The sequence below is a fragment of the Mesorhizobium sp. M1334 genome (genome assembly GCF_040317995.1).
Taxonomy (GTDB): domain Bacteria; phylum Pseudomonadota; class Alphaproteobacteria; order Rhizobiales; family Rhizobiaceae; genus Mesorhizobium.
Map to the genome: position 1 here is coordinate 56429 of NZ_JAMYLM010000023.1, position 26256 is coordinate 82684.

Here is a 26256-nt window from a genome sequence, read left to right on the forward strand (position 1 = left end):
TTCAGTTAATCGGCGATATTTGCAATGATTTTAATTGCTTAGATGCATGACAGCCATGCGTTTTCGGCATGGCGAAAGCCTTCCCTGCATGTTAGCCTGCCTCAAATCGGTGGGAGAACTGATCTCCCTCGCTGTCCGCCAAGAGACGCCAACAGGGAGTGATGCATGGCCACCGCCACCAGAAAAGCGCCTGCCAAATCCAAATCAGACGGCAAGATGCCGGGCCTTTCCACCCCGAAGCCTGTTGAATTCACCAAAAACCAGGAGCTTGCCGCCTACCGGCACATGCTGCTCATCCGCCGCTTCGAGGAAAAGGCCGGCCAGCTTTACGGCATGGGCTTCATCGGCGGTTTCTGCCACCTCTACATCGGCCAGGAAGCGGTCGTTACCGGCATGAAGATGGCGCTGATCGATGGCGACCAGATGATCACCGCCTATCGCGACCATGGTCATATGCTGGCCATGGAGTTGTCACCGCGCGGCGTCATGGCCGAACTGACCGGGCGCCGTAGCGGCCTGTCGAGAGGCAAGGGCGGCTCCATGCACATGTTCTCCAAGGAGAAGCATTTTTACGGCGGCCACGGCATCGTCGGCGCGCAAGTGTCGCTCGGCACCGGCATTGCCTTCGCCAACCGCTATCGCGGCAATAACAATGTGACGCTGACCTATTTCGGCGATGGCGCAGCGAACCAGGGCCAGGTCTACGAAAGCTTCAACATGGCCTCGCTGTGGAAGCTTCCGGTGATCTACATCATCGAGAACAACCGCTACGCCATGGGCACCTCGGTCTCGCGCTCTTCGGCCGAGACGGATTTCTCGCACCGCGGCGCCTCCTTCAAGATTCCAGGCATCCAGGTCGACGGCATGGATGTGCGCGCCGTTAAGGCCGCCGGCGACCTCGCCGCCGAATGGTGCCGCGCAGGCAACGGGCCGCTCATTCTTGAAATGCAGACCTATCGTTACCGCGGCCATTCGATGTCGGATCCGGCAAAATACCGCTCCAAGGAAGAAGTGCAGAAAATGCGCTCCGAACGTGACCCGATCGAGCAGGTCAAGGCGCGGCTGCTCGACAAGAAATGGGCAAGCGAGGACGAACTCAAGGCCATCGACAAGGAAGTCCGCGACGTCGTCGCCGACGCCGCAGAATTTGCCCAGAACGACGCGGAGCCGGATCCGTCCGAGCTCTGGACCGACATCGTACTTTAACGAGAGGGCAAGGACATGCCGATCGAAATTCTCATGCCCGCCCTCTCGCCGACCATGGAAGAGGGTAATGTTTCCAAGTGGTTGAAGAAAGAGGGCGACAAGGTCGTAGCCGGTGACGCCATTGCCGAGATTGAGACCGACAAGGCAACGATGGAAGTCGAAGCCGTGGACGACGGCACGCTTGCCAAGATCGTGGTTCCTGCCGGCACCGAGGGTGTCAAAGTCAACACACTGATCGCTGTGCTGGCCGTCGATGGCGAAGACGTCGACGAGGCAGGCGAAGGTATCGGCGAGGAGGCCATTGAGTCGCAAGCGGAAGCGCCCGCGGCTGCTCCGCCCCCCGCGGCTGCTCCGGCCAAGAGCGAAGCTGCAGCACCTGTTGCCGCCGCACCCAAGCTGGAAATTGCCGCCGATCCCGACGTCCCGGCCGGCACCGAAATGGTCTCGACCACGGTACGTGAAGCCTTGCGCGATGCAATGGCGGAGGAAATGCGCCGCGACGGCGATGTCTTTGTCATGGGCGAGGAGGTTGCCGAGTACCAGGGCGCCTACAAGATCACGCAAGGCCTGTTGCAGGAATTCGGTCCGCGGCGCGTGGTCGACACGCCGATCACCGAGCACGGCTTTGCCGGCGTTGGTGTTGGCGCGGCGATGGCCGGCTTGAAGCCGATCGTCGAATTCATGACCTTCAACTTCGCCATGCAGGCGATCGACCAGATCATCAATTCTGCCGCCAAGACGCTCTACATGTCTGGCGGCCAGATGGGTGCCCCGATCGTCTTTCGCGGCCCGAACGGCGCGGCTGCCCGCGTCGCCGCGCAGCATTCGCAATGCTATGCCGCCTGGTACAGCCATATTCCCGGCCTGAAGGTGGTGATGCCTTATACCGCCGCCGACGCCAAGGGTCTGCTTAAGGCGGCGATCCGCGACCCGAACCCGGTTATCTTCCTCGAGAACGAAATCCTTTACGGCCACTCCTTCGACGTGCCGAAGATGGACGATTTCGTGCTGCCGATCGGCAAGGCGCGCATTCACAAATCCGGCAAGGACGTGACCATCGTTTCGTTCGGCATCGGCATGACCTACGCGATTAAGGCCGAGGCGGAGTTGCGTGGCATGGGCATCGATGCCGAGATAATCGACTTGCGCACCATCCGCCCGCTCGACTTCGACACGATCATCGCCTCGGTCAAAAAGACCAATCGCCTGGTGGTGGTCGAGGAAGGCTTTCCGCAGAACTCGGTCGGCGACCATATCGCCAATCAGGTCTCGCAGCGCGCCTTCGATTTCCTCGACGCACCGGTCATCACCATTGCCGGCAAGGACGTGCCGATGCCCTATGCAGCGAACCTCGAAAAGCTGGCGCTGCCCAATGTCGGCGAGGTCGTCGAGGCGGTCAAAGCCGTCACATATCGCTGAGCAGGGCGGAGGACAAAATGCCTATCAACATCACCATGCCGGCGCTGTCGCCCACAATGGAAGAGGGCAACCTTTCCAAGTGGCTGGTCAAGGAAGGCGACAAGGTCTCGCCGGGAGACGTGATTGCCGAGATCGAGACCGACAAGGCAACGATGGAAGTCGAAGCCGTCGACGAAGGCACGGTCGCCAAGCTGGTGGTTCCGGCGGGCACTGAAGGCGTCAAGGTCAATGCGCTGATCGCGGTGCTGGCGGCTGAGGGGGAGAATGCGGCGGCCGCCGCGAAAAGCGGTGACGGCGCTGCGCCGGCAAAGGCTGAGGCTCCGAAAGCGGACGCCTCCAAAGCTGAAACACCAAAGCCCGAAGCGCCGAAGCAGGAGCCTGCCGCACCTGCAGCTAAGGCGGAAGCGGCGCCGGCCGCCAACGGCCATGCAAACGGTGAGCGCATCTTCGCCTCGCCGCTGGCCCGGCGCATCGCCAGCGAAGCCGGTATAGATGTCGCGGCGCTGACCGGCTCCGGCCCCCACGGCCGCGTGGTAAAGGCCGATGTCGATGCCGCAATTTCCGGTGGCGGCGCCAAGGCGGCACCAGCAGCAAAAGCGGCCCCCGCTGGCGCTCCGGCGCCTGCCGCCGCAGCACCCAAGGCGATGCCGGACGAGCAGGTGCTCAAACTGTTCGCCGAAGGTTCCTACGATCTTGTCCCGCATGACAGTATGCGCAAGACGATTGCGCGGCGGCTGGTCGAGGCCAAGACCACCATCCCGCATTTCTATCTGACGCTCGACTGCGAACTTGATCCACTTCTGGCCCTGCGCACGCAGATCAATGCGGCCGCCCCGATGCAGAAGACCGAGAAGGGCGAAACGCCGGCCTACAAGCTTTCGGTCAACGACATGGTCATCAAGGCTCTGGCCATGGCGCTGATGGCGGTTCCGGATGCCAATGCGTCGTGGACAGAAAACGCCATGATCAAGCACAAGCACGCCGATGTCGGGGTTGCCGTATCGATCCCCGGCGGCCTGATCACCCCGATCATCCGCCGTGCCGACGAAAAGACGCTGTCCGTCATCTCCAACGAGATGAAGGACCTTGCCGGCCGCGCCCGCAGCCGCAAGCTGAAACCGGAAGAATATCAGGGCGGCACCACGGCGGTGTCCAATCTCGGCATGTTCGGCGTCAAGGATTTTTCTGCCGTCATCAACCCGCCGCATGCGACGATCCTGGCGGTCGGCGCCGGCGAGCAACGCGCGGTGGTGAAGAACGGCGAGATCAAGATCGCAACAATCATGTCGGTGACGCTGTCGACCGATCACCGCGCAGTCGACGGTGCGCTTGGCGCCGAGCTGCTCGTCGCCTTCAAGCGCATGATCGAAAATCCGATGGGCATGCTGGTCTAAGCAGGGAACAGGGCGGTGCGGAAATTCTACACCAGCCTTTTCGCCTCCATCCAATCCGGCTCGTAAACGATTATCGTACATTGGCTGTTCGAGCGGTAGCGATTGCGGATAGGTCTTTGTTGGAGGGGGAAAACGCATGAAAACGGTCCTCTGCTATGGCGATTCGCTGACCTGGGGCTATGACGCGGCAAGCCTCGGCCGGCACCCGCTGGAAGATCGCTGGCCGAGCGTGCTGCAGGCAGCATTGGGCAGCGGCGTCGAGGTCATCGCCGAAGGCCTGAATGGCCGAACCACAGCCTTCGACGATCACTTGGCCGGGGCGGACCGCAATGGCGCAAGGCTGTTGCCAACAATCCTGACGACGCACGCACCGATCGACTTGATCATTATCATGCTCGGCGCCAACGATATGAAGCCGTGGATTCATGGTAATCCGGTCGCGGCCAAGCAAGGCATGCAACGCCTGATCGATATCGTGCGCGGTCACGATTACCCGTTCAATTGGCCGGCGCCGCAGATCCTGATCGTCGCGCCGCCCGTAGTCAGCCGCACGGAAAACGCCGAGTTCAAGGAAATGTTCGCTGGCGGCGATGACGCGTCAAAGCGGCTGGCGCCGCAATATTCCGCCCTTGCCGACGAGGCCGGCTGTGGCTTCTTCGATGCCGGCACGGTGGCCAAAACCACGCCGCTCGACGGCGTCCATCTCGATGCCGAAAACACGCGGAACGTCGGGCAAGCGCTGGCGCCGCTCGTGCGCCTCATGTTGGAATTGTGAAGGAGAAAGCCGTGGCTGAGAACTACGACGTCATCATCATCGGCTCCGGCCCCGGCGGCTATGTCACTGCAGTGCGTTCGGCGCAGCTTGGCTTCAAGACGGCGATCGTCGAGCGCGAGCACTTGGGTGGCATCTGCCTCAACTGGGGCTGCATTCCGACCAAAGCGCTACTGCGCTCCGCCGAGATCATGCACTATTCGGATCATCTGAAGGACTACGGCCTGAAGAACGATGGCAAGGTCAGCGTCGACACAGCCGCCGTCGTCGATCGGTCACGAAAGGTCTCGCTGCGGCTCAACGGCGGCGTCGGCTTCCTGATGAAGAAGAACAAGGTCGACGTCATCTGGGGCGAAGCCAAACTGACCAAACCTGGCGAGATCGTCGTGTCAAAATCGTCGAAGAAGCCGATGGAGCCGCAGCCGCCGGCGCCCAAGGGCGTCAAGGGTGAGGGCACCTATAGCGCCAAGCACATCATTCTGGCGACCGGCGCCAGGCCGCGCGCGCTGCCCGGCATCGAGCCTGACGACAAGTTGATCTGGACCTATTTCGAGGCGATGGTGCCGAAAGAGATGCCAAAATCGCTGCTGGTGATGGGCTCGGGCGCCATCGGCATCGAGTTCGCCTCGTTCTACCGCACCATGGGCGCCGAGGTGACGGTGGTCGAACTGCTGCCAGCCGTGATGCCGGTCGAGGACGCCGAAGTGTCGAAGTTTGCGCAAAAGCAGTTCGAGAAGCAGGGCATGAAGATCATCCTCGAAGCCAAGGTAACCAAGGTCGAGAAGGGCGCCAGTTCGGTCACCGCGCATGTCGAGATGAAGGACGGCAAGGTCGAGAAGATCACCGCCGATCGTATGATCTCGGCCGTCGGCGTACAGGGTAACATCGAAAACCTCGGCCTCGAGACGCTCGGCGTGAAGACCGACCGCGGTTGCGTCGTCGTCGACGGCTACGGCAAGACCAACGTGCCGGGCGTCTACGCCATTGGCGACGTTGCCGGACCGCCGATGCTCGCCCACAAGGCCGAGCATGAGGGCGTGGTCTGTGTGGAAAAGATTGCCAATTTCCCCGGCGTGCATGCCACCGACAAGCTGAAGATCCCAGGCTGCACCTATTGCAATCCGCAAGTCGCCTCGGTCGGACTGACAGAAGCCAAAGCGAAAGCCGACGGAAAGGACATCCGTGTCGGCCGCTTTCAGTTCGCGGCAAACGGCAAAGCGATTGCGCTCGGCGAGGACCAAGGCTTCGTCAAGACCATTTTCGACAAGAAGACTGGCCAGTTGCTGGGTGCCCACATGGTCGGCGCAGAAGTAACCGAACTGATCCAGGGCTTCGTCGTGGCGATGAATCTGGAGACCACCGAGGAAGAGCTGATGCACACGATCTTCCCGCACCCGACCCTGTCAGAGATGATGAAGGAGAGTGTACTCGACGCCTATGGTCGCGCACTGAATGCATGATAAATTAGTTGGGCGAGTCTCACACGGAAGACACAAAGGAACTCGACGGCAGAGCAATTCGTTTCGCAGGCATCACCCATCATACAAGGAGAGGGCATATGGAAATGAACGGCGTGGGCTGGGTAGCAGCCATCATCATCGGTGGCCTGGCGGGATGGCTCGCCGAGATGGTCATGAAGAGCAATACCGGCATCCTCATGAACATCGTTCTCGGCATTGTCGGCGCAATCGTGTTGAACGCCATCTTGCAGGCCCTGAACATCGGCATCTTCGGCGTCGGCTGGATCGCCTATCTGATCACCGGCTTCATCGGCGCCTGCATTCTGATTGCGGTCGGACGACTGGTGCGCCGCTAACCTCTGTCGGCACTTGCTATGCGAAAAAGGCCACCGCGGCATGCGTGATCGCGGCCTTTTTCTTTTCGCCGAAAAGTCCTAGATGACGTGGGTAGAGCGAGCGCTGGACAAGCGCTTGCCAATGAGCCGGGTTTCACATGGTCACCGTCCTCGATACGATTGCCAATGCGCCGCGCCTGCGGCATCCCGAAAAGGCGCACAAGCCGGATCAGGACGTACTGCGCAAGCCTGACTGGATCCGCGTCAAGGCGCCGATGTCGAAAGGCTATGCCGAGACGCGCGAAATCGTGAAGTCTCACAAGCTTGTGACGGTTTGCGAAGAGGCGGGCTGCCCCAATATCGGCGAGTGCTGGGAGAAGAAACACGCCACCTTCATGATCATGGGCGAGATCTGCACGCGGGCCTGCGCCTTTTGCAATGTCGCCACCGGCATCCCGACCGCACTCGATCCCGACGAGCCAGCGCGTGTCGCGCATGCGGTCAAGCAGATGGGCTTGAGCCATGTCGTCGTCACCTCCGTCGATCGCGACGATCTCGCCGATGGCGGGGCCCAGCATTTTGCCGATGTCATCCGTGCGATCAGGGCAGCAACCCCGTCGACGACGATCGAAATCCTGACGCCCGATTTCCTGCGCAAGGACGGTGCGCTGGAGATCGTCGTGGCGGCCAAGCCGGATGTTTTCAACCATAATCTCGAGACCGTGCCGTCTAACTATCTGACGGTTCGGCCGGGCGCGCGCTATTTCCACTCGATCAGGCTCTTGCAGCGGGTCAAGGAGCTTGACCCCTCGATCTTCACCAAGTCCGGCATCATGGTTGGCCTTGGCGAGGAGCGGAACGAAATCCTGCAACTAATGGACGATCTGCGTTCGGCCAATGTCGATTTCATGACCATCGGCCAATATCTCCAGCCGTCGAAGAAACACCATCCGGTGATCCGCTTCGTCACGCCTGAGGAATTCAAGTCCTTCGAGACGATCGGCAAGACCAAGGGCTTCCTGCTGGTGGCGTCAAGCCCGCTGACGCGCTCGTCGCACCATGCCGGCGACGATTTCGCCAGACTACGCGCGGCGCGTGAAGCGTTTCTCAGGAAGTCCGCCTAACAAACTGGTTTCATGCCACAATTCGAAGCCCATCGCCGCGTCGCGCATACGCCGGAGCAGATGTTCGCCCTGGTCGCCGATGTCGAATCCTATCCGCAATTCCTGCCGCTTTGCGAGGCACTGACGGTTCGCTCACGCAAGGAACGCGACGGACGCACCTTGCTCATCGCCGACATGAGCATCGGCTACAAGGCGATCCGCGAGACCTTTACCACGCAGGTGCTGCTGAAGCCGGACGAGAACGCCATCAATGTCAAATACATTGACGGCCCTTTCAAATATCTGAGCAATGTCTGGCGCTTCGACCCGGCCGACGGCAGCGGTTGCAACGTCTGCTTCTTTATCGACTACGAGTTCAAGAGCCGCATTTTGGGGGCGTTGATGGGAACTATGTTCGACCGCGCCTTCCGCATGTTCTCCGAGGCGTTCGAGAAAAGGGCCGAAATCATCTACGGCGCGCCATCGGCAGCCTGATCCGCAGCGAGCGCGCGCAGACCCAGCTCAAGCGCATGCCGGACCGTCTCCCGGCGGATGAAATCACGGCCCTTGTCGGCGAACAGCTGGCATTCGCTGACTACCGGCCGGCCAGCCACGGCAACGCCGAACCAGACCAGGCCGACAGGTTTTTCCGCCGAGCCGCCGGCCGGACCGGCGATGCCAGTTACCGCCAGTGCAAGCCCGGCCGGCGAATGGGCCAAGGCTCCGGCCGCCATCTCCACTGCGGTCTCGCGCGAGACCGCGCCGTGCGCCTCGAGCGTAGCGGCCGAGACGCCGAGCATCTCGGTCTTGGCCTGGTTGGAATAGGTGATGAAGCCGCGATCGACCACCGCGGAAGAGCCGGCGATGTCGGTCAGGGCGGCGATGATCATGCCGCCGGTGCAGCTCTCGGCCGTCGCCAGCGTGATGCCGCGCTGCTGGCAGGCCTGAAGCAGGGCATCTGCGAGATCGCTATTGCTCACTCGGGGACATCCCCTGGAAACACGACGCTGGCGGTCGCGATGGCCGCTATGCCTTCCTCACGGCCGACGAAGCCGAGCTTCTCATTGGTTGTCGCCTTGATCGAAATGCGATCGAGCGAAATTCGCAGGATTGCGGAAAGCGTTTCGGTCATGGCCTCGCGATGCGGGCCGACGCGCGGCGCCTCGCAGATCAGGGTGATATCGACGTTGGCGATGCGCCCGCCGCGCGCGCGCACCAGCTTGGCCGCGTGTTCGACGAAGATGCGTGAAGCGGCCCCTTTCCACTGCGGGTCGGAGGGCGGGAAATGCGTGCCGATGTCACCGGCGCCGCAGGTGGCGAGCAGGGCGTCGGTCAAGGCGTGGAGACCGACATCGGCATCCGAATGGCCGGACAATTTCCTGTCGTGTGGAATGGCGACGCCGCACAGGGTGACATGGTCGCCGGGCTCGAACGCATGGACGTCATAGCCATTGCCCGTTCGGATGTCGGGAAAACGTGGGGCGCTAGAAAGCCGCTGATCCGCCATTGCAATATCCCGTGCCCAGGTCAGTTTGACGTTCTCCGGCGAGCCAGGAACGATCTTCACCGGAATATGCGCCCATTCGGCGATTGCCGCATCATCGGTGAAATCCGCTTTGCCCAGATGATGAGCCTTTTCGTGCGCAGCCAGAATCGGCCAGAACGGAAAGCCTTGCGGTGTCTGTGCGGCATACAGCCCGGCCCTGGACACGGTTTCGCCGATCATGCCTTCTGCCGTTTCGCGCTTGAGCGTATCGGCAACCGGCAAAGCAGGCAGTGCCCCCTGGCGCTCGCCAATAGCTGCGATCGTGCGGTCTATCAGTTCCGCATCGACAAACGGCCGGGCCGCATCATGGATCAGGACCCGGCCCGGTGCATTGCTTCTCAACGCCAGCAGTCCAAGGCGGACGGACTCCTGCCGTGACGTACCGCCGGTCACAGTGACGACACGGTCGGCGTTCGCACCGGCCGCACGGCGGAAAAGCGCGCCGTCGTCGGCATGGATAGCAACGACGACAGGTCCAATCTTCGGATGCATCAGAAAGGCACCGAGCGTGCGTGCAATAACGGCGCCGCCGCCAATTTGCTGGTACTGCTTCGGCCCATTGGCCTGTCCGGCGCGCGCGCCGCGGCCGGCAGCAACGATGACCACGGCGACCTTGTCGTCCGCAGCTTGCTTTTCGCTCACATCTCTCATGCCGAGACGCTTAACGCATGATCCCGAAAAGTGGTATCGCTTTTGAAAGACCCAGGATTGATGCGGTGCGGCGATCCGTTTTTTCCCAAATGCGCCTTAATGTCACGACATTGCGCGTTGCACATTGCCGTCGTTCTGGCTAGAGAATGTGCAGCAATCGAAGGTGCTTGGTTTTTGTGCATGCCTGATGTGACCAAATTAGCTTCGCCGCTGGATGTGGGTGGCGTGAGAATCCGCAATCGCGTATTTCTCGCGCCCATGTCGGGCATCACCGACGAACCGTTCCGGCAACGCGCCCACGCGCATGGCGCCGGGCTGGTCGTATCGGAAATGGTGGCGAGCGGTGAGCTTGCAAAGGGCAGGGCTGGTTCCGGCCTGCGCATCCGTCATTCCGGGCTGCCTGTCCACATGGTCCAGCTTGCCGGCCGCGAGGCGATGCACATGGCCGAGGGCGCGCGAATCGCGGTCGGTGAAGGCGCCGACATCATCGACATCAACATGGGCTGTCCGGCCAAAAAGGTGACGGGCGGCTATGCCGGTTCGGCACTGATGCGAGACCTCGACCACGCGTTGTCGCTGATCGAAGCGGTAGTCGGCGCGATCGCGGTGCCAGTCACGGTCAAGATGCGGCTCGGGTGGGACGAAGGCGCGCTCAACGCGCCGATGCTGGCGCGACGCGCCGAGCAGGCCGGGGTGAAGATGGTGACGGTGCACGGCCGCACGCGTTGCCAGTTCTATCAGGGCAAGGCCGACTGGCGTGCTATCGCACGCGTCAAGCAGGCGGTCTCGATCCCGGTCGTTGCCAATGGCGATGTCGGCTCGCCGGCAGAGGCCGCGTCGATCCTCGAGCAGTCTGGCGCCGACGCGGTGATGGTCGGCCGCGCGCACTATGGCGCGCCGTGGACGGCCGGCAGCATTGTAGCGGCCGCGCTGGCCGAGCCGGTATCCAGCATGCCGGAAAGCCCGCAAGCGCTGGCCGACTACGTCATTGCCCATTACGAAGACATGCTGGCGCTCTATGGCGTGGAAAGCGGAGTGCGCCAGGCGCGCAAGCATCTCGGCTGGTATCTCGACCGCCACGCCGGCGGCACAAGCGACGACCGGCGCAAGACCATACTCACGTCTTTCGAGCCTGGGCGTGTCATTGCGTTGCTGCGCGACATGTTTTCAACCGCTCCCGAAGCGGCGACCCTGCGGAGTGCGGCATGAACGCCACCGTCACACAGAGCACGGATATGGCGGACGCCGCGCATATTGTGCTCAACACCATTCGCCGGCCGGTAATCATGGTCGATCCGCAAGGTTTCATCACCTTCGCCAATGCCGATGCCGAGGATTTTTTCCGGTCGAGCGCCACGATGCTCGCCCGCAACACGCTGCACAAGCTCATTCCTTTCGGCAGCCCGCTGCTGACGCTTGTCGACCAGGTGCGCGAGCGCCGGGCGCCGGTCAACGAATACCGGGTCGACGTGTCGTCGCCACGTCTCGGCATCGAGAAGGTGGTCGACCTCTACGTCGCACCAGTGACGGAATTTCCAGGCTCGGTCGTGGTGATGTTCCAGGAACGCTCAATGGCCGACAAGATCGACCGGCAGATGACGCATCGCGGTGCGGCACGCTCGGTCACCGGCCTCGCCGCGATGCTTGCCCATGAGATCAAGAACCCGCTGTCCGGCATTCGTGGTGCTGCGCAGTTGCTAGAGCTGTCGGCGTCCGACGAGGATCGCGCACTGACCAGGCTGATCACCGACGAGACGGACCGCATTGTCTCGCTGGTCGACCGCATGGAGGTGTTTTCCGACGAGCGGCCGATCGACCGCTACCCTGTCAACATCCATGTCGTGCTCGACCATGTCAAGGCAATCGCCAAGAACGGTTTTGCCAAGCGGATCAAGATACTGGAGGACTATGATCCATCATTGCCTCCGGTTTTTGCCAATCGCGACCAGCTCATCCAGGTGTTTCTCAATCTGGTAAAAAATGCCGCCGAGGCGATCGGCAGTGATCCGCAGGGCGAGATCATGCTGTCGACCGCCTTCCGTCCAGGCATCCGTGTTTCCGTACCCGGGACCCAGGACCGCGTATCGCTGCCATTGGAATTCTGCGTGCGTGACAACGGTTCGGGTGTTTCCGAAGACATCCTGCCGATCCTCTTCGATCCTTTCATCACCACCAAGCCGAACGGCTCCGGTCTCGGTCTGGCGCTGGTCGCAAAGATCGTCGGCGAGCATGGCGGCATCATTGAATGCGAATCGACCCCGCGCGGCACCACTTTCCGCATCCTGATGCCGGCGTGGAAAGAAACCCAGTTTGGCACCGACGACGACGGTGAAGGAGACCGCAAATGACCGTTCGCGGCAATATTCTCGTCGCCGACGACGATGCAGCCATCCGCACTGTCCTCAACCAGGCGCTTTCGCGCGTCGGCCACGACGTGCGTGTCACCTCCAACGCTTCGACGCTGTGGCGCTGGGTTGCGGCGGGCGAGGGCGATCTGGTTATCACCGACGTTGTCATGCCTGACGAGAACGCCTTCGACATGCTGCCGCGCATCAAGAAGGCGCGACCGGAACTGCCGGTCATCGTCATGAGCGCGCAGAACACGTTCATGACAGCAATTCGTGCCTCCGAAACCGGGGCCTACGAGTATCTGCCGAAACCGTTCGACCTGACCGAGCTGCTCAACATCGTCAACCGCGCTCTTTCCGAGCCGCGGCGGCCGAAGATCGATACGCGGGCCGACGAGCCGCCGGAAACGATGCCGCTGGTCGGCCGCTCGGCGGCCATGCAGGACATATACCGCATGCTGGCGCGCATGATGCAGACCGACCTGACGGTCATGATCAGCGGAGAATCGGGTACCGGCAAGGAACTGGTGGCGCGCGCGCTGCATGAGTACGGCCGCCGCCGAGGCGGTCCCTTCGTCGCCATCAACATGGCGGCGATCCCGCGCGACCTGATCGAATCGGAGTTGTTCGGGCACGAGAAGGGCGCCTTTACCGGCGCGCAGAACCGCTCCACCGGCCGTTTCGAGCAGGCCGAAGGCGGCACGCTCTTCCTCGACGAGATCGGTGATATGCCGATGGAAGCGCAGACGCGGCTGCTGCGTGTGTTGCAGCAGGGCGAATACACCACGGTCGGCGGCCGCACGCCGATCAAGACCGACGTGCGCATCGTCGCTGCCACCAACAAGGACCTGCGCACGCTGATCAATCAGGGGCTTTTCCGCGAGGACCTGTTCTACCGCTTGAACGTTGTGCCGCTCAGGCTGCCGGCGCTGCGCGAGCGGTCGGAGGACATTCCGGACCTCGTCCGCCACTTCTTCAAGCTCGGCGTCAGTGAAGGCTTGCAGACCAAGCGCATTTCCACCGGCGGCATCGAGCTGATGAAGCGCTACCCATGGCCCGGTAATGTGCGCGAACTCGAAAACCTCATCCGCAGGCTGGCCGCACTGTATTCGCAGGACGAGATTTCCGCCGAGATCATCGAGGCGGAGTTGAAGACCGGCGAAAGGCCTGTCGTTCCAGGTGGCGGCAATCTCATTCCCGACGACCTTTCCATCGGCCAGGCGGTGGAGCATTTCCTGCAACGCTATTTTGCCTCGTTTGCCGGCGACCTGCCCCCGGGCGGGCTCTATCAGCGAATCCTCTCCGAGGTCGAATATCCGCTGGTCCTCGCCTCGATGACCGCAACGCGCGGTAACCAGATCAAGGCTGCCGAATTGCTGGGGCTCAACCGCAACACGCTGCGCAAGAAGATTCGCGAACTCGGCGTCAACGTCTACAAATCGTCCAGGCAGGTCTAGACGAATCCCTTTACGAGCGCTTTCCAGGGGATCGATTGCCGAAAGATTTCCGTCTCGGCCACACTTGTTGCATAATCGCCACAATGCGTTGCATACATCCGACGCAATCACTGGCTCTAGACGGCGACATGGCCCTGCACGCACCGACACTGAGCAAATCGCTTTTTAGCAATACGGGCGCGCGAGACGGTCGCCGGCTGCTTGCGCTGCCGGGCGTGATCGCCATCGCCGGTGCGCTGGTGACGGCGGCGATCTCCTTCGCCATTCTGGTCGGCGCGACGCCGATCACGCCCGACGCGAGGACGACCCTGGCGCTGATTGCGCTTAATGCGGCGTTCGTCCTGTTTCTGATCTTGCTGGTCGGCCGCGAGGTGCATCGCATCCTGATGGCACGACGGCATGGCAAGGCTGCGTCGCGCCTGCATGTGCGCATAGTGGCGATGTTTGCGCTGGTCGCCGCCATCCCCGCGATCATGGTGGCGATCATCGCGTCGATCACGCTCGACATCGGCCTCGACCGCTGGTTCGAGATCCGCACCAAGACGATCGTCAATTCGTCGTTGTCGATCGCTGACGCCTACGTGCAGGAAAACGCGCGAAATCTTCAGGGCACGACGTTGTCGATGGCTTACGACCTCGACGCTTCGCGCACGCTTTACGGCCTCGATCGTACCGGTTTCCTCGACCTCATGAACAAGGAGGCGGTGGGTCGCTCGCTGGCGCACGCGGCACTCATCAAGCCCGATGGTTCCTTCGTCATGAGCGCCAAGACCGACGCGGACTTTGCTATGCCAGAGCCGCCTGAGGGCGCCGTGGCAAGCGCTGCAGACGGCAAGCCGGTGCTGATAGAACCGCGCACCCGCAACATCATGGGTGCCATCGTCAAGCTGCGCGAGATCGACGGCCTCTATCTCTACACCATCCGCCTCGTCGATCCCGAGGTGATCAAGGCGCGGCAGATCGTCAAATCCAACACAGCCGAATATCGCGGTCTCGAAGACAATCGCCGCACCTCGCAAGTGGCTTTCGCGCTTCCCTATCTGTCGCTGACGCTGATCATCATCCTGTCCGCCATCTGGACCGGCATTGCGGTGGCCGACCGCCTGGTGCGGCCGATTCGTCAGCTCATCGGCGCGGCCGACGAGGTCGCTACCGGCAATCTCGACGTAGCCGTGCCTGTCCGCCCCTCCGATGGCGACGTCGCCTCGCTTGGCGACACCTTCAACAAGATGCTGATGGAGCTGAAATCGCAGCGCAACGAGATCCTGTCGGCCAAGGATTTGATCGACGAGCGACGGCGCTTTTCGGAGGCGGTGCTTGCCGGCGTCACCGCCGGGGTCATCGGCGTCGATCCATATGGCATCGTCACCATCGTCAACCGTTCGGCCGAAACGATGCTGGCCATATCGGCGCCGGCAGCGCTTGGGCAGAACCTTTCCACCGTGCTGCCGCATGTCGGCCGCGTTTTCGAGATCGGCCGCAAATCGGGCAAGCCGGTCTATCGCGAACAGGTCACCTTCTATCGTGCCGGCACCGAACGGACCTTCAACGTGCAGATCACGATTGAAGCCGGCGACGACGGTTCGGAGGATAAGTCCTACGTCGTGACAGTCGACGACATTACCGATCTGGTCCAGGCACAGCGTTCCTCTGCATGGGCCGACGTGGCGCGGCGCATCGCCCACGAGATCAAGAACCCGCTGACGCCGATCCAGCTTTCGGCCGAGCGCATCAAGCGCCGTTACGGCAAGGTCATCACCGAGGACCGTGAGGTTTTCGATCAATGCACCGACACCATCATCCGGCAAGTGGAGGACATCGGCCGCATGGTCGACGAGTTCTCGGCGTTCGCCCGCATGCCGAAACCGGAAATGAAGGCAATCGATCTGCGCGATTCGTTGCGCGAGGCCTCGTTCCTGGTCGAAGTAAGCCGCGCCGACATCACCTTCGAGCGCGTCTTCGGCAATGAGCCGCTCAAAGGCACGTTCGACAGCCGCCTGATGGCGCAGGCGTTCGGCAACGTCATCAAGAATGCCGCCGAAGCCATCGACGGACTTGATGCAGAGGATCGTCCGCACGGCATAATCCGGATTCAAGCCGGGCGTCAGAATGGCGCGATTCGAATCGACGTCATCGACAACGGCAGGGGCTTGCCGCGCGAAAACCGGCAGCGCTTGCTCGAGCCTTACATGACGACACGCGAGAAAGGCACCGGGCTTGGCCTCGCTATCGTCAAGAAGATCGTGGAGGACCATGGCGGGCGACTCGAATTGCACGATGCACCAGCGGACTTCCACGATGGGCGGGGTGCAATGATCAGCATCATCCTGCCGGTTGCCGCCACAGTTCCGATACGCGGCGAGGGCAAGACGGAACACGAAAAAGAAACTGAAAAGGTCGGTAATGGCGTCTGATATTCTCATCGTCGATGACGAGGAAGACATCCGCGAACTCGTCGCCGGTATCCTGAGCGACGAAGGTCACGAAACACGCACGGCGTTCGACGCCGACAGCGCGCTGGCGGCGGTCGCCGACCGAGCACCCCGGCTGATCTTCCTCGACATCTGGCTGCAGGGTTCGCGGCTCGATGGCCTCGCTTTGCTGGACGAGATCAAGACGATGCACCCGAACCTGCCGGTGGTGATGATCTCGGGCCACGGCAATATCGAAACGGCGGTCTCGGCCATCCGCCGCGGCGCCTATGATTTTATCGAAAAGCCGTTCAAGGCCGACAGGCTGATCCTTATTGCCGAACGGGCGCTTGAAACGTCCAAATTGAGACGCGAGGTTTCGGATCTCAAGTTGCGCAGCGGCGAGACTTTCGACCTCATCGGCATGTCGTCGGCAATGAGCCAATTGCGCCAGACCATCGAGCGCGTCGCGCCGACCAACAGCCGCGTCATGATTATCGGCCCCTCCGGCTCGGGCAAGGAACTGGCGGCGCGCGCCATCCACGCATTGTCGGCGCGCAAGAGTGCACCTTTTGTGACGCTGAGCGCCGCCAACATCACGCCTGAGCGTATGGAGATCGAGCTGTTCGGCACCGAATCGAACGGCGTCGAACGCAAGGTCGGCGCGCTGGAGGAAGCCCATCGCGGCATTCTCTACATCGATGAAGTGGCCGACATGCCGCGCGAGACGCAAAACAAGATCCTGCGCGTGCTGGTCGAACAGCAGTTCGAGCGGGTAGGGGGCACCAAGCGGGTCAAGGTCGACGTGCGCATCATCTCGTCGACCTCGCAGAACCTCGAAGCCATGATCGCCGACGGCCGTTTCCGTGAGGACCTTTATCATCGCCTGGCCGTGGTTCCGGTCATGGTGCCGGGACTGGCCGAGCGTCGCGAGGACATTCCTTATCTGGTCGACAATTTCATGAAGCAGATCGCTCGCCAGGCCGGCATCAAGCCGCGTCGCATCGGCGACGACGCGCTGGCGGTGCTGCAGGCGCACAACTGGCCGGGCAACGTTCGGCAGTTGCGAAACAATGTCGAGCGTCTAATGATCCTGGCGCGTGGCGACGATGTCGATGCGCCGATCACCGCCGACCTCTTGCCTGCCGAGATCGGCGACGTCATGCCGCGCACTCCAAACAAGTCCGATCAGCACATAATGGCGCTGCCGCTGCGTGAAGCACGCGAACAATTCGAAAAGGATTATCTGATCGCCCAGATCAACCGTTTTGGCGGCAACATCTCGAAGACGGCAGAGTTTATCGGCATGGAACGCTCTGCATTGCACCGCAAGCTGAAGTCGCTGGGCGTCTGACAGCCAAACCAGTCGTGGCCCACGCAATTATCGGTTACGGTCGTCTTGGAATCGCTTAAGAAAGCTGGGACTTCCTCCAGGGATTAGCCATGCCGCGCATTGCCTATGTGAACGGGCGCTATGTCGCTCACGCCGAAGCTTCCGTGCATATCGAAGACCGTGGCTATCAATTCGCCGATGGCGTCTACGAGGTCTGCGAGGTGGCACGAGGCTTCATCGTCGACATGCCGCGCCATCTCGCTCGATTGAACCGCTCGCTTACCGAACTCTCGATCGATTGGCCGATCACGCGCGGCGTGCTGCCGCTCGTCATGCGCGAGGTGGTCCGCCGCAACCATGTCGTCGACGGTCTGGTCTACGTCCAGGTGACACGCGGCGTCGCCAGCCGCGAGTTTTTCTTCCCGCCGGCAGGCACGAAGCCGTCACTGGTGGTGACCGCCAAAAAAGCCGATCCTGCAGTTGCCGCGAAGCGGGCCGAGGGCGGGATCCGGGTCATCACGGTGCCGGAGAACCGATGGGATCGGGTCGATATCAAGTCGGTCGGCCTGCTGCCGAACGTGCTGGCCAAGCAGAAAGCCAAGGAAGCCGGCGCTCAGGAGGCCTGGTTCGTTGATGTTGACGGTACCGTCAAGGAAGGTGGATCGTCGAACGCGTGGATCATCACCACAGACGGCGTGCTGGTGACACGGCCCGCCGAGCACGGCATCCTGCGCGGCATCACCCGCACGACGCTGTTCGATGTCGCCGCCAAGCTCGGCCTGAAGATTGAGGAGCGCGGCTTTTCGGTTGCCGAAGCCAAGGCCGCGCGCGAGGTTTTCATCAGCTCTGCAACCACGATTGCCATGCCGGTGGTGGCGATCGATGGCGCTCCCGTCGCCAACGGCCACCCGGGCTCGATAACAGTTTCATTACGGCAGGCCTTTTTTGACGTTGCGGAAAAAAGTCCAGCCTGATAACCGCACAGATGGAATGAACATCAATATATCTCGTTCTGCTTGTCGTTACTGACGGCAAGATGGTGTTTGCGTGCTTGACATGTGCCGGCTAATTTGGCGCATTGGCCTGCAAACCGAAGGGGATCGGCGAAAGACAAGAACAATGGCGGAACGATCGCAAAATCTTCAGGACCTGTTCCTGAATTCAGTTCGCAAGAGCAAAAACCCACTCACCATCTTTCTCATCAACGGCGTGAAGCTGACCGGCGTGGTCACTTCGTTCGATAATTTCTGCGTTCTGCTGCGTCGCGACGGCCATTCCCAGCTTGTCTACAAGCACGCTATTTCCACGATCATGCCGAGCCAGCCGGTTCAAATGTTCGATGGTGAGGAAAGCCAGGGCGCCTGATTGGCACGTGAGAAAGACGCGGACCGCAGCGTTCGCGGAAAACCAGCACATCAGACCGGGACAGAGGCCAACGGTCGGACCCGGGCGGTGGTCATCGTGCCGGTGCTTACCCGGCAGCCGCGTGGCGACGACGATACCAATCGTCCGCGCCTGACCCGTTCCGCCGAGGCCCGTCGCGACGAGGCGGTCGGCCTCGCCAGCGCCATCGACCTTGACTTGGTCCACACGGCGGTGGTGACCGTCAATGATCCACGTCCGGCGACCCTGCTCGGCAGCGGCAAGGTCGCGGAGTTCGCCGAGATCGTCAAAGAGGGCCACGCGGAAGTGGTCATTGTCGATCATCCGCTGACCCCGGTACAGCAGCGCAACCTCGAAAAAGAGTTGAACGCCAAGGTGCTCGACCGCACCGGGCTGATCCTGGAGATTTTCGGCGAGCGCGCCCGCACCAAGGAAGGCACGCTGCAGGTCGACCTTGCCCATCTCAACTACCAGAAGGGCCGCCTTGTCCGAAGCTGGACCCACCTCGAGCGCCAGCGCGGCGGCGCCGGCTTTCTCGGCGGTCCTGGCGAGACCCAGATCGAGTCGGATCGGCGTGTGCTGCAGGACAAGATCACCAAGCTGAAGCACGAGCTCGAAACCGTGCGCCGCACCCGCGACCTGCACCGCGCCAAGCGCAAGAAGGTGCCATTTCCGGTGGTGGCGATCGTCGGCTACACCAATGCCGGCAAGTCGACGCTGTTCAACCGGCTGACCGGAGCAGGGGTGCTGGCCGAAGACATGCTGTTTGCCACGCTCGACCCGACGCTCCGCCGCGTGCGCCTGCCGCACGGTACGCCGATCATCCTTTCCGATACGGTCGGCTTCATTTCCGACCTGCCAACGCATCTGGTCGCGGCCTTCAGGGCGACGCTGGAGGAAGTGGTCGAGGCAGACCTCGTCATTCATCTGCGCGACATCTCCGATCCCGATACGGCCGCGCAGGCCGGAGATGTCGAGCGCATCCTTGCCGATCTCGGCGTCGATGCCCGCGATAGCAAGCGAGTCATCGAAGTATGGAACAAGATCGACCGGCTCGACGAGGGCAACCGGGCGCGGCTGCTTGCTGATGGTGCTGACGGCAAGAAGGCACCGCCAATCGCCATATCGGCGGTGACCGGCGAGGGCATCGATGCGCTGAAGGCGATCATCGAGACGATGATGTCGGGCGAACTGGAGACGTTCACCGTCACGCTCAAGCCCGACCAACTCGCCGTCGTCGACTGGCTTTACCGCAACGGCGACATCGTCTTGCGTGATGACAATGAGGATGGCAGCGTGACCATCGCGCTCAAGGCCACGCACAGCGCCCGGCAGGAGATCGAAAGCCGATTGCGCCGTCAAAACAACGGGTAGGGGCGTTACTTCGCGCTTTTCGCTTGCTGCCAGAGCGCTTCCATCTCGTCCAGCGTCGCTTCTTCGAGGCTGTTTCCCGACGCTTGCAGCGTCCGCTCGACATAGTGGAAGCGCGATCGGAATTTTTCGTTGGTGCCGCTGAGTGCCGCTTCGGAATCAATTTTGAGGTGCCGGCCGAGATTGACGACCGCAAACAGCATGTCGCCGAACTCATCCTTGATCGGCGCGCTGTCGCCTTTGGCCAGCGCTTCGCGCAATTCGCCGATCTCCTCCTCTATCTTTTCGAGGATCGGTGCCGCCTCGCTCCAGTCGAAGCCGACGCGGGCGGCCTTTTCCTGCAGCTTGAGCGCCCGGGTCAGCGCGGGCAGCGCGACCGGCACGCTGTCGAGAAAGCCCTTGCCATGGTCTTCCGGGTCGAGCCCACGGGTGAGGCGCGCACTGCGCTTCACCGCCTTTTCCTCTGCCTTGATCTTTTCCCACATGCCCTTGGCCATGCCGGCGCTGCGCGCCTTGTCGTCGCCGAAGACATGGGGGTGGCGGCGGATCATTTTTGTGGTGATGGCCTGGACCACATCGCCGAATGAAAATTCGCCGGCCTCCTCGGCCATTTGCGCGTGGTAGACCACTTGCAGCAGGAGATCGCCGAGCTCATCCCGCAGATCGTCGAGGTCGCCGCGCGCAATGGCGTCCGCCACTTCGTAGGCTTCCTCGATCGTGTATGGCGCGATTGTCGAAAAGTCCTGCTCGATATCCCACGGGCAACCGGTTTCCGGCGCCCGCAGCGCTGCCATGATCTCGATCAGCCGGGAAATATCTTTCGAGGGTTTCATCTGGGAAACGCTATCCTGTACACGGCTGTGCGGCCAACGGCTTCAGCCGGTGAGGGCGCCTTGTCCACAGATGGGTCGCCAGACCATGATACGAAAGTGGAAGCCGGTTTCCGGAAGATCCTAGTTAGCAAAAGCATCAGTCGAGCACGGAGACGATCGCCTTGGCGAGCGCATCCATGCCGTCCTCGGGCAGCCCGGCAACGTTGATGCGGCTGTCGCCGACCATGTAGATGCCATGCTCGGCGCGCAGCCGCTCGACTTGCTCTTCCGACAGGCCGAGCCGGGAAAACATGCCGCGATGGCTGGCGACGAAATCGAAACGGTCGGAGTTGGACTGCCGGCGCAGCGCCTCGGCGAACTGGACGCGCAGCCGCAGCATGCGCAGCCGCATCTCTTCAAGCTCTGCCTCCCAATCGGAACGCAATGCGGGGTCTTCGAGCACGATGCGCACCGCCGCCGCGCCGTGGTCCGGCGGCATCGAATACATGGCACGTGCCGCCGACAGCATCTGGCCCATCGCCAAATCCGCCTGCGCGCCGTCTTTCGCCATGATCAGCGCTGCACCGACTCGGTCGCGATAGACGGCAAAGTTCTTCGAGCAGCTCGAGGCAACGACCATTTCCGGAACTTTTGCCGCCAGAACGCGCAAGCCGACGGCATCCGCATCAAGCCCGTCGCCAAAGCCCTGATAGGCGATGTCGACAAAGGGCAGCAGACCGCGCTCAACGACAAGATCGGCAATGGCAGCCCATTGCGGGATGTCTAGATTGGCGCCCGTCGGGTTATGGCAACAGCCATGCAACAATACGACGTCGCCAGGATTCGCGGTTCTCAATGCATTCAGCATGTCGTCGAAGCGAACCGCACCAGAAGCAGCGTCGAAATAGGGATATTCGCGTGTCTGCAGGCCAGCCGCGCGCATCACCGGCGTGTGGTTCGGCCACGTCGGATCCGACAGCCAGACCATCGCGTCGGTGCGGGTCCTTTTCAGCAGCTCTGCCACCAGCCGCAGCGCGCCGGAGCCGCCAGGCGCCTGTGCCGCACAAATGCGTGTCATGTCGGCGGCTGGGCCGAACACCAACCTGGCCATCGCCGCGTTGAAGGCGGTATCCCCGGCAAGGCCGAGATAGGTCTTGGTATCCTGGCCGTGCAGCAACCGCTTTTCGGCTTCGCGCACCGCGCGCATCACCGGCGTCTTGCCGTCGCGATCCTTATAGACGCCGACCCCGAGATCGACCTTGTCGGGACGCGGGTCGGCGCGATAGAGGCCGATCAAGGCCAGGATCTTGTCGGCAAGCGCGGGCTGGAGATTTTCGAACATCGATAAGTTTCCGTTGGCGGCGGAGTGATACGCAAACCGGCCGTGCTTTGCCAGCAGTTTCATATGCGCCAACTCGGCGTCGGTTTGCCTCGAGGGCGGCCGATACTATCTGCCGGGCGAGGGCAGGCGCGATATCTCCCAGAGAGAGCGCGGCGAGCCGAAAATTCGGGGAGAGCGGGATTAAAATTCCGACCTGCTCCGTAAACAGGACATGAAACGGCCGATGCCACGCTTCGACATTCTGGGACAGCTCGGTTCACTGCGCCGCTATGCACGCTCGCTGACACGCGACAGCGCCGATGCAGAGGATCTGGTGCATGATGCGCTGGTGCGTGCCTATGAGCGACGCGGCAGCTTCCGCTCCGGCGGAAACCTTCGCGTATGGCTGCTGTCGATCGTCCACAACGCGTTCATCGACGGCTTGCGATCCCGCAAATCCGAAGCAATGCGCATCGAACAGGCCGGCTATCTCGCCGAGGCCAGCGTCCAGGCTGCGCAGGAACATTCGGTCCGTCTGGCACAGGTGCGCGACGCTTTTTTCACATTGCCGGAAGAGCAACGTTGCGCGCTGCATCTCGTCGCCATCGAGGGGCTCAGCTACAGCGAGGCGGCCGAGGTTAGCGGCGTGCCGCTTGGCACGCTGATGTCGCGCGTCGGCAGGGCACGTGCGGCACTCCGCGAGATGGAGGACGCGGCACCGGCACGGGCGAAAGGCCATCTGAAGATCGTCGGAGGTCGATGATGAACCAACTGCGCGATCCCGTGACCGACACCGATCTCGACGCCTATGTCGACGATCAGCTGGACGTGGCGCGTCGCATCGAGGTCGAGGCGTTCCTTTCGGCCCGCCCGGAGGCGGCCGCACGGGTGATGTCCGACCTGCGGATGCGTGACGAATTGCGCGTGGCGCTTGCCGGATCGAAAGGCATGGCGCGGCCCGCGACGGCCGATGCTGCACGGCGGCTGGAGCGGGGATTGGCGCGCGGCCGCGTCCTTGGTGCTTTGCAGCGAGCGGCGGCAGTCGCTGTCTTCGTCGCCGCCGGCTGGCTTGCGAACGGGTTCATCGGACCGATATCGGTGACGGAAGTCGTCGCTTCGACCCATCCGCCCGCCTATGTGGAGGACGCGGTCCGGGCGCACCGCACGACGCTCGTGCGCGAGGCGATGTCGTCGCAACCCGAAGCGCCCGGCTACAATGCCGACGAAATTCGCGCCGCGACGGCGATCATTATGCCATCGCTGCCAGCGGACTGGACGGTCCGCGACGTGCAGATCTACCCATCGCAGTTCGGCCCGAGCGTCGAGATGGCTGTCGAGACGAAAGAGATGGGGCTGGTCTCGTTGTTCGCAACCAGGCCCGGGACATTCGACGTCGTCAAGCCGACTGTCGTTCCCTCGGGCGATGTTTCCTCAGCTTATTTCCAGATCGGCGAGGTCGCCTACGCGGTCGTCGCACGTAGCGACATCCAAGGCATAGATCTCACGGCCGAAGCGCTCGCCAAGACGCTTTACTGATCGACCTTCAAGAAGGAGAACCAAATGAACAATCTCGGATATATCGGGGCCGGAGCCCGAGCCGGAGCCGTCTACGACGAAGGCCTGCGCCGGCACATGCTGCGCGTCTACAACTACATGGGCCTTGGCCTCGTCGTTACGGGCGTGATCGCCTTCGTGGTGGCTTCCACACCCGCGCTTTACGTGCCGATCTTCTCCACCCCGCTGAAATGGGTGGTTATGCTGGCACCACTGGCCTTTGTGCTCTTGTTCTCGTTCCGGATGCAGACGATGTCGGCGGCCGGCGCCCAGGCGATGTTCTGGGCATTCTGCGCGGTCATGGGGCTGTCGCTGGCTTCCGTGTTCCTGGTCTTTACCGGCACCAGCATCGCACGCACCTTCTTCATCGCCGCCACCATGTTCGGCGCGACCAGCCTTTACGGGTACACGACCAAACGCGACCTGACGCAGTTCTCGTCGTTCCTGATCATGGGCCTGATCGGCGTGGTGATCGCCAGCATCGTCAATATCTTCCTAGGCTCGACCGCGCTCCAGTTCGCGATCTCGGTGATCGGCATCGCCGTCTTCATCGGCCTGACCGCCTGGGATACCCAGACTATCAAGGAGCAGTATGCGGAAAACTTCGGTGCGGAATCACAGCAGAAGCTCGCTGTCTTCGGTGCATTCTCGCTCTATCTGAACTTCATCAACATCTTCCAACTGCTGTTGAACTTCACCGGCGAGCGCGAATAGCCGGCGTCGGACCACGACCGGAGGCGGATATCATGGACAGAAACGATCAGCAGGCGATCGGACACCTCTTCGAGAAGTTGGCAAATGTCGAGCGCCAGGCGCCGCCGCGCGATGCGGAAGCAGAGCGCTTCATCCAGGATCAGATCGGCCAGCAGCCTGGCGCGCCATATTACATGGCCCAGACGATCGTGGTGCAGGAGCAGGCCTTGAACGCAGCTCAGGCGCGCATCGAAGAACTGGAAGAGCAGGCGCAGCAGCCCGCCGGCGGTGGACCGCTCAGCAGCTTCTTCGGCCGCAGCGGCGGCAGGCGCTCGGGCTCGGTTCCGCGGGTAGGGCGCGCCGCCTCCGTTGCAACTGAAGGGCCGCAGGACACGCCACAGCGGGCAGGCGGCGGTTTTCTTGCTGGCGCTGCGCAGACCGCGATGGGCGTGGCCGGCGGAGTGCTGCTCGGCAACGCGATCGCCGGCATGTTTGGCGGCAGCGAAGCGAAGGCAGATGAACAGCCGACGCCGCAGCCGGACGAAGCCGATCAGGCAGGCCATGCCAGCTCCGACAATGGCGGTGACTTCGGTGATATGGAGTTCTGACGAGCGACCCAGACTGTGCCTGTGCCGGCGCTGGTGACGATTGCGGGTCAGCATAGGTGAGATGGCGAGGGCAGCATCCGGGAAGCGAGCCCTCGCCGGCGGCTAATAACCCAGGCGCTTCAGTTCAGTCTTGACCGCTGCGATCGTCTTGAAGCGGAAGTGCTTCGTTGTGCCGTCGCGCCAATGGCAGTCGCATGTGGCGTCGAACTTCCGGCTCGCTTTCAATTGAGTCAGCGCCTTCTGGCCTGGCCTGGGGCCATCGAAGATGCGAACTTCGTAGAGCGTCCCTTCGACATCGTAGTGCATCTGAGCCCAGGAAAGTATCACGATCAGTTCCTTTGCCGGGTCGTGGTCGGCGTTGGCGAGGCCGAGCGCTATGTCCGGCGTGTCGCCCTCTTGTTCACCGATCGTGACCTGGATTGCGCGATATCTGTTGTCAGCTAGCCGTTGCAGCGCGACGAGCGGGCGTTCCGGATAGTCCTCAGCGGTCTGGTAATCGACGAAGAGTGTCTGGAGGCCGCTCCAGCTCACGGCTGTGGTGTGCGGATCAGCATTGTCGGCGAACCCGACAACACGTTTGGCGAAAGCCAGGTCGTTCTCGCCTGGAGCACGATCAAAGTGCTGCGCTCGCGCGCCAGTGAGCACGCAGGCGAGGGTGAGGACGAAACTTGTGAAGAGCCCAAGTCGCTTCATGATTCGCAACCGTAGCATGCCGGTTGCGAATCTTCGCGCCTGGCCGTCGGCAGCGGGATGGAAACCTTGTCCAACTCCCGCGCGCCCCTGTGGCGGTGATGTAGAAATGTCGCTCGCTCTGCAAAGTAGAAATGTCGCATCCTGCGTTTGCGAGGGGCAGGGTCCAGCAAAGTAGAAATGCGACAGTGACGCGCTTCCTGGCGCTGACACAAGCGCCCGATCGGGCGCAGTTGGTCGGGGTTGCGCAGCCCGGTCGGGCGCGTTTCAAGCTTGGCGCCTCGGCTTTAGATCCCATGAGGAGTGAACAGCGGCCGGCGCTCTGTCAGGGTGAGGCTGCATCGAACCACTCACTCAACAGGAGATCGCCGTGGAGAATGTGTCTGCCC

25 protein-coding genes are annotated in these 26256 nt (G+C 62.1%); 20 read left to right on the forward strand and 5 right to left on the reverse strand.

Annotation, left to right across the window (positions count from 1 at the left end; all coding sequences use genetic code 11):
• Positions 1 to 216 precede the first annotated feature (216 nt).
• The 8 genes from pdhA (at position 217) to NKH17_RS27475 (ending at position 8184) form a co-directional block, all read left to right on the forward strand.
• On the forward strand, positions 217 to 1206 hold the full coding sequence (gene pdhA, locus NKH17_RS27440) for a pyruvate dehydrogenase (acetyl-transferring) E1 component subunit alpha (RefSeq protein ID WP_352898914.1): 990 nt from the start codon (positions 217 to 219) through the stop codon (positions 1204 to 1206).
• A 15-nt stretch (positions 1207 to 1221) separates the two neighbouring features.
• The gene (locus NKH17_RS27445; protein ID WP_352898819.1) at positions 1222 to 2625 is read left to right on the forward strand and encodes a pyruvate dehydrogenase complex E1 component subunit beta; all 1404 of its coding nucleotides are present in this window, start codon (positions 1222 to 1224) and stop codon (positions 2623 to 2625) included.
• A 17-nt stretch (positions 2626 to 2642) separates the two neighbouring features.
• Positions 2643 to 4019 carry a pyruvate dehydrogenase complex dihydrolipoamide acetyltransferase gene (locus NKH17_RS27450; protein ID WP_352898822.1) on the forward strand — a complete coding sequence of 459 codons (1377 nt, stop codon included), beginning with the start codon at positions 2643 to 2645 and terminating at the stop codon, positions 4017 to 4019.
• A 136-nt stretch (positions 4020 to 4155) separates the two neighbouring features.
• Positions 4156 to 4794: an SGNH/GDSL hydrolase family protein gene (locus NKH17_RS27455; protein ID WP_352898824.1), complete on the forward strand. Its 639-nt coding sequence runs from the start codon at positions 4156 to 4158 to the stop codon at positions 4792 to 4794.
• An 11-nt stretch (positions 4795 to 4805) separates the two neighbouring features.
• On the forward strand, positions 4806 to 6251 hold the full coding sequence (lpdA, locus tag NKH17_RS27460) for a dihydrolipoyl dehydrogenase (protein WP_352898826.1): 1446 nt from the start codon (positions 4806 to 4808) through the stop codon (positions 6249 to 6251).
• A gap of 98 nt (positions 6252 to 6349) precedes the next feature.
• Positions 6350 to 6607, forward strand: a complete 258-nt coding sequence (locus NKH17_RS27465; protein ID WP_023675081.1) for a GlsB/YeaQ/YmgE family stress response membrane protein — start codon at positions 6350 to 6352, stop codon at positions 6605 to 6607.
• Between the two features lie 137 nt (positions 6608 to 6744).
• Positions 6745 to 7710: a lipoyl synthase gene (gene lipA, locus NKH17_RS27470; RefSeq protein WP_352898828.1), complete on the forward strand. Its 966-nt coding sequence runs from the start codon at positions 6745 to 6747 to the stop codon at positions 7708 to 7710.
• A 12-nt stretch (positions 7711 to 7722) separates the two neighbouring features.
• The gene (locus tag NKH17_RS27475; RefSeq protein WP_352898831.1) at positions 7723 to 8184 is read left to right on the forward strand and encodes a type II toxin-antitoxin system RatA family toxin; all 462 of its coding nucleotides are present in this window, start codon (positions 7723 to 7725) and stop codon (positions 8182 to 8184) included.
• Here NKH17_RS27475 and NKH17_RS27480 read toward each other — a convergent pair.
• Both NKH17_RS27480 and NKH17_RS27485 read right to left on the reverse strand, forming a co-directional pair.
• Positions 8160 to 8669, reverse strand: coding sequence for a CinA family protein (locus tag NKH17_RS27480; RefSeq protein WP_254817196.1), 510 nt, complete (start codon positions 8667 to 8669; stop codon positions 8160 to 8162). The genes NKH17_RS27475 and NKH17_RS27480 overlap by 25 nt on opposite strands.
• On the reverse strand, positions 8666 to 9886 hold the full coding sequence (locus tag NKH17_RS27485; protein WP_352898834.1) for a bifunctional 2-C-methyl-D-erythritol 4-phosphate cytidylyltransferase/2-C-methyl-D-erythritol 2,4-cyclodiphosphate synthase: 1221 nt from the start codon (positions 9884 to 9886) through the stop codon (positions 8666 to 8668). Before NKH17_RS27485 ends, NKH17_RS27480 begins: the two co-directional genes overlap by 4 nt.
• A 180-nt stretch (positions 9887 to 10066) precedes the next feature.
• Here NKH17_RS27485 and dusB point away from each other — a divergent pair, with 180 nt between their 5' ends.
• The 8 genes from dusB (at position 10067) to hflX (ending at position 20192) form a co-directional block, all read left to right on the forward strand.
• On the forward strand, positions 10067 to 11095 hold the full coding sequence (gene dusB / locus NKH17_RS27490) for a tRNA dihydrouridine synthase DusB (RefSeq protein WP_352898837.1): 1029 nt from the start codon (positions 10067 to 10069) through the stop codon (positions 11093 to 11095).
• Entirely contained in the window at positions 11092 to 12234 is a 1143-nt protein-coding gene (locus NKH17_RS27495; RefSeq protein WP_023675075.1) for a two-component system sensor histidine kinase NtrB, read from the forward strand. The genes dusB and NKH17_RS27495 overlap by 4 nt, the downstream gene beginning before the upstream one ends.
• Positions 12231 to 13691, forward strand: coding sequence for a nitrogen regulation protein NR(I) (gene ntrC / locus NKH17_RS27500; RefSeq protein WP_352898840.1), 1461 nt, complete (start codon positions 12231 to 12233; stop codon positions 13689 to 13691). Before NKH17_RS27495 ends, ntrC begins: the two co-directional genes overlap by 4 nt.
• Positions 13692 to 13819: 128 nt before the next feature.
• Entirely contained in the window at positions 13820 to 16105 is a 2286-nt protein-coding gene (locus NKH17_RS27505; RefSeq protein ID WP_352898842.1) for a sensor histidine kinase NtrY-like, read from the forward strand.
• Complete coding sequence (ntrX, locus tag NKH17_RS27510; protein ID WP_254817201.1) at positions 16095 to 17456, forward strand: nitrogen assimilation response regulator NtrX; 1362 nt, start codon at positions 16095 to 16097, stop codon at positions 17454 to 17456. The genes NKH17_RS27505 and ntrX overlap by 11 nt, the downstream gene beginning before the upstream one ends.
• Before the next feature lie 89 nt (positions 17457 to 17545).
• A complete protein-coding gene (locus NKH17_RS27515) occupies positions 17546 to 18409 on the forward strand; it encodes a D-amino-acid transaminase (protein ID WP_352898845.1) in 864 nt (287 codons plus the stop codon).
• Between the two features lie 145 nt (positions 18410 to 18554).
• The gene (gene hfq / locus NKH17_RS27520; RefSeq protein WP_006202172.1) at positions 18555 to 18800 is read left to right on the forward strand and encodes an RNA chaperone Hfq; all 246 of its coding nucleotides are present in this window, start codon (positions 18555 to 18557) and stop codon (positions 18798 to 18800) included.
• Positions 18801 to 20192, forward strand: a complete 1392-nt coding sequence (hflX, locus tag NKH17_RS27525) for a GTPase HflX (RefSeq protein ID WP_352898846.1) — start codon at positions 18801 to 18803, stop codon at positions 20190 to 20192.
• A gap of 5 nt (positions 20193 to 20197) precedes the next feature.
• Here hflX and mazG read toward each other — a convergent pair whose 3' ends face one another.
• Both mazG and NKH17_RS27535 read right to left on the reverse strand, forming a co-directional pair.
• Positions 20198 to 21022: a nucleoside triphosphate pyrophosphohydrolase gene (gene mazG / locus NKH17_RS27530; protein WP_352898849.1), complete on the reverse strand. Its 825-nt coding sequence runs from the start codon at positions 21020 to 21022 to the stop codon at positions 20198 to 20200.
• A 136-nt stretch (positions 21023 to 21158) separates the two neighbouring features.
• Complete coding sequence (locus NKH17_RS27535; protein ID WP_352898851.1) at positions 21159 to 22343, reverse strand: amino acid aminotransferase; 1185 nt, start codon at positions 22341 to 22343, stop codon at positions 21159 to 21161.
• Between the two features lie 211 nt (positions 22344 to 22554).
• On the opposite strand from NKH17_RS27535, the gene NKH17_RS27540 reads away from it, so the two are divergent.
• Genes NKH17_RS27540 through NKH17_RS27555 form a run of 4 tightly spaced genes read left to right on the forward strand, consistent with a single transcriptional unit; the run spans position 22555 to position 25177 of the window.
• The gene (locus NKH17_RS27540; RefSeq protein WP_502910633.1) at positions 22555 to 23085 is read left to right on the forward strand and encodes a sigma-70 family RNA polymerase sigma factor; all 531 of its coding nucleotides are present in this window, start codon (positions 22555 to 22557) and stop codon (positions 23083 to 23085) included.
• Entirely contained in the window at positions 23085 to 23858 is a 774-nt protein-coding gene (locus NKH17_RS27545; RefSeq protein WP_352898857.1) for an anti-sigma factor family protein, read from the forward strand. The genes NKH17_RS27540 and NKH17_RS27545 overlap by 1 nt, the downstream gene beginning before the upstream one ends.
• Positions 23859 to 23882: 24 nt before the next feature.
• The gene (locus NKH17_RS27550; RefSeq protein ID WP_254817208.1) at positions 23883 to 24590 is read left to right on the forward strand and encodes a Bax inhibitor-1/YccA family protein; all 708 of its coding nucleotides are present in this window, start codon (positions 23883 to 23885) and stop codon (positions 24588 to 24590) included.
• A 32-nt stretch (positions 24591 to 24622) separates the two neighbouring features.
• Positions 24623 to 25177: a DUF2076 domain-containing protein gene (locus tag NKH17_RS27555; protein ID WP_352898860.1), complete on the forward strand. Its 555-nt coding sequence runs from the start codon at positions 24623 to 24625 to the stop codon at positions 25175 to 25177.
• A gap of 102 nt (positions 25178 to 25279) precedes the next feature.
• On the opposite strand, the gene NKH17_RS27560 is transcribed toward NKH17_RS27555, so the two are convergent.
• Positions 25280 to 25870 (reverse strand): hypothetical protein, encoded by a 591-nt coding sequence (locus tag NKH17_RS27560; protein ID WP_352898863.1) that lies wholly within the window; start codon positions 25868 to 25870, stop codon positions 25280 to 25282.
• Positions 25871 to 26256: the final 386 nt, after the last annotated feature.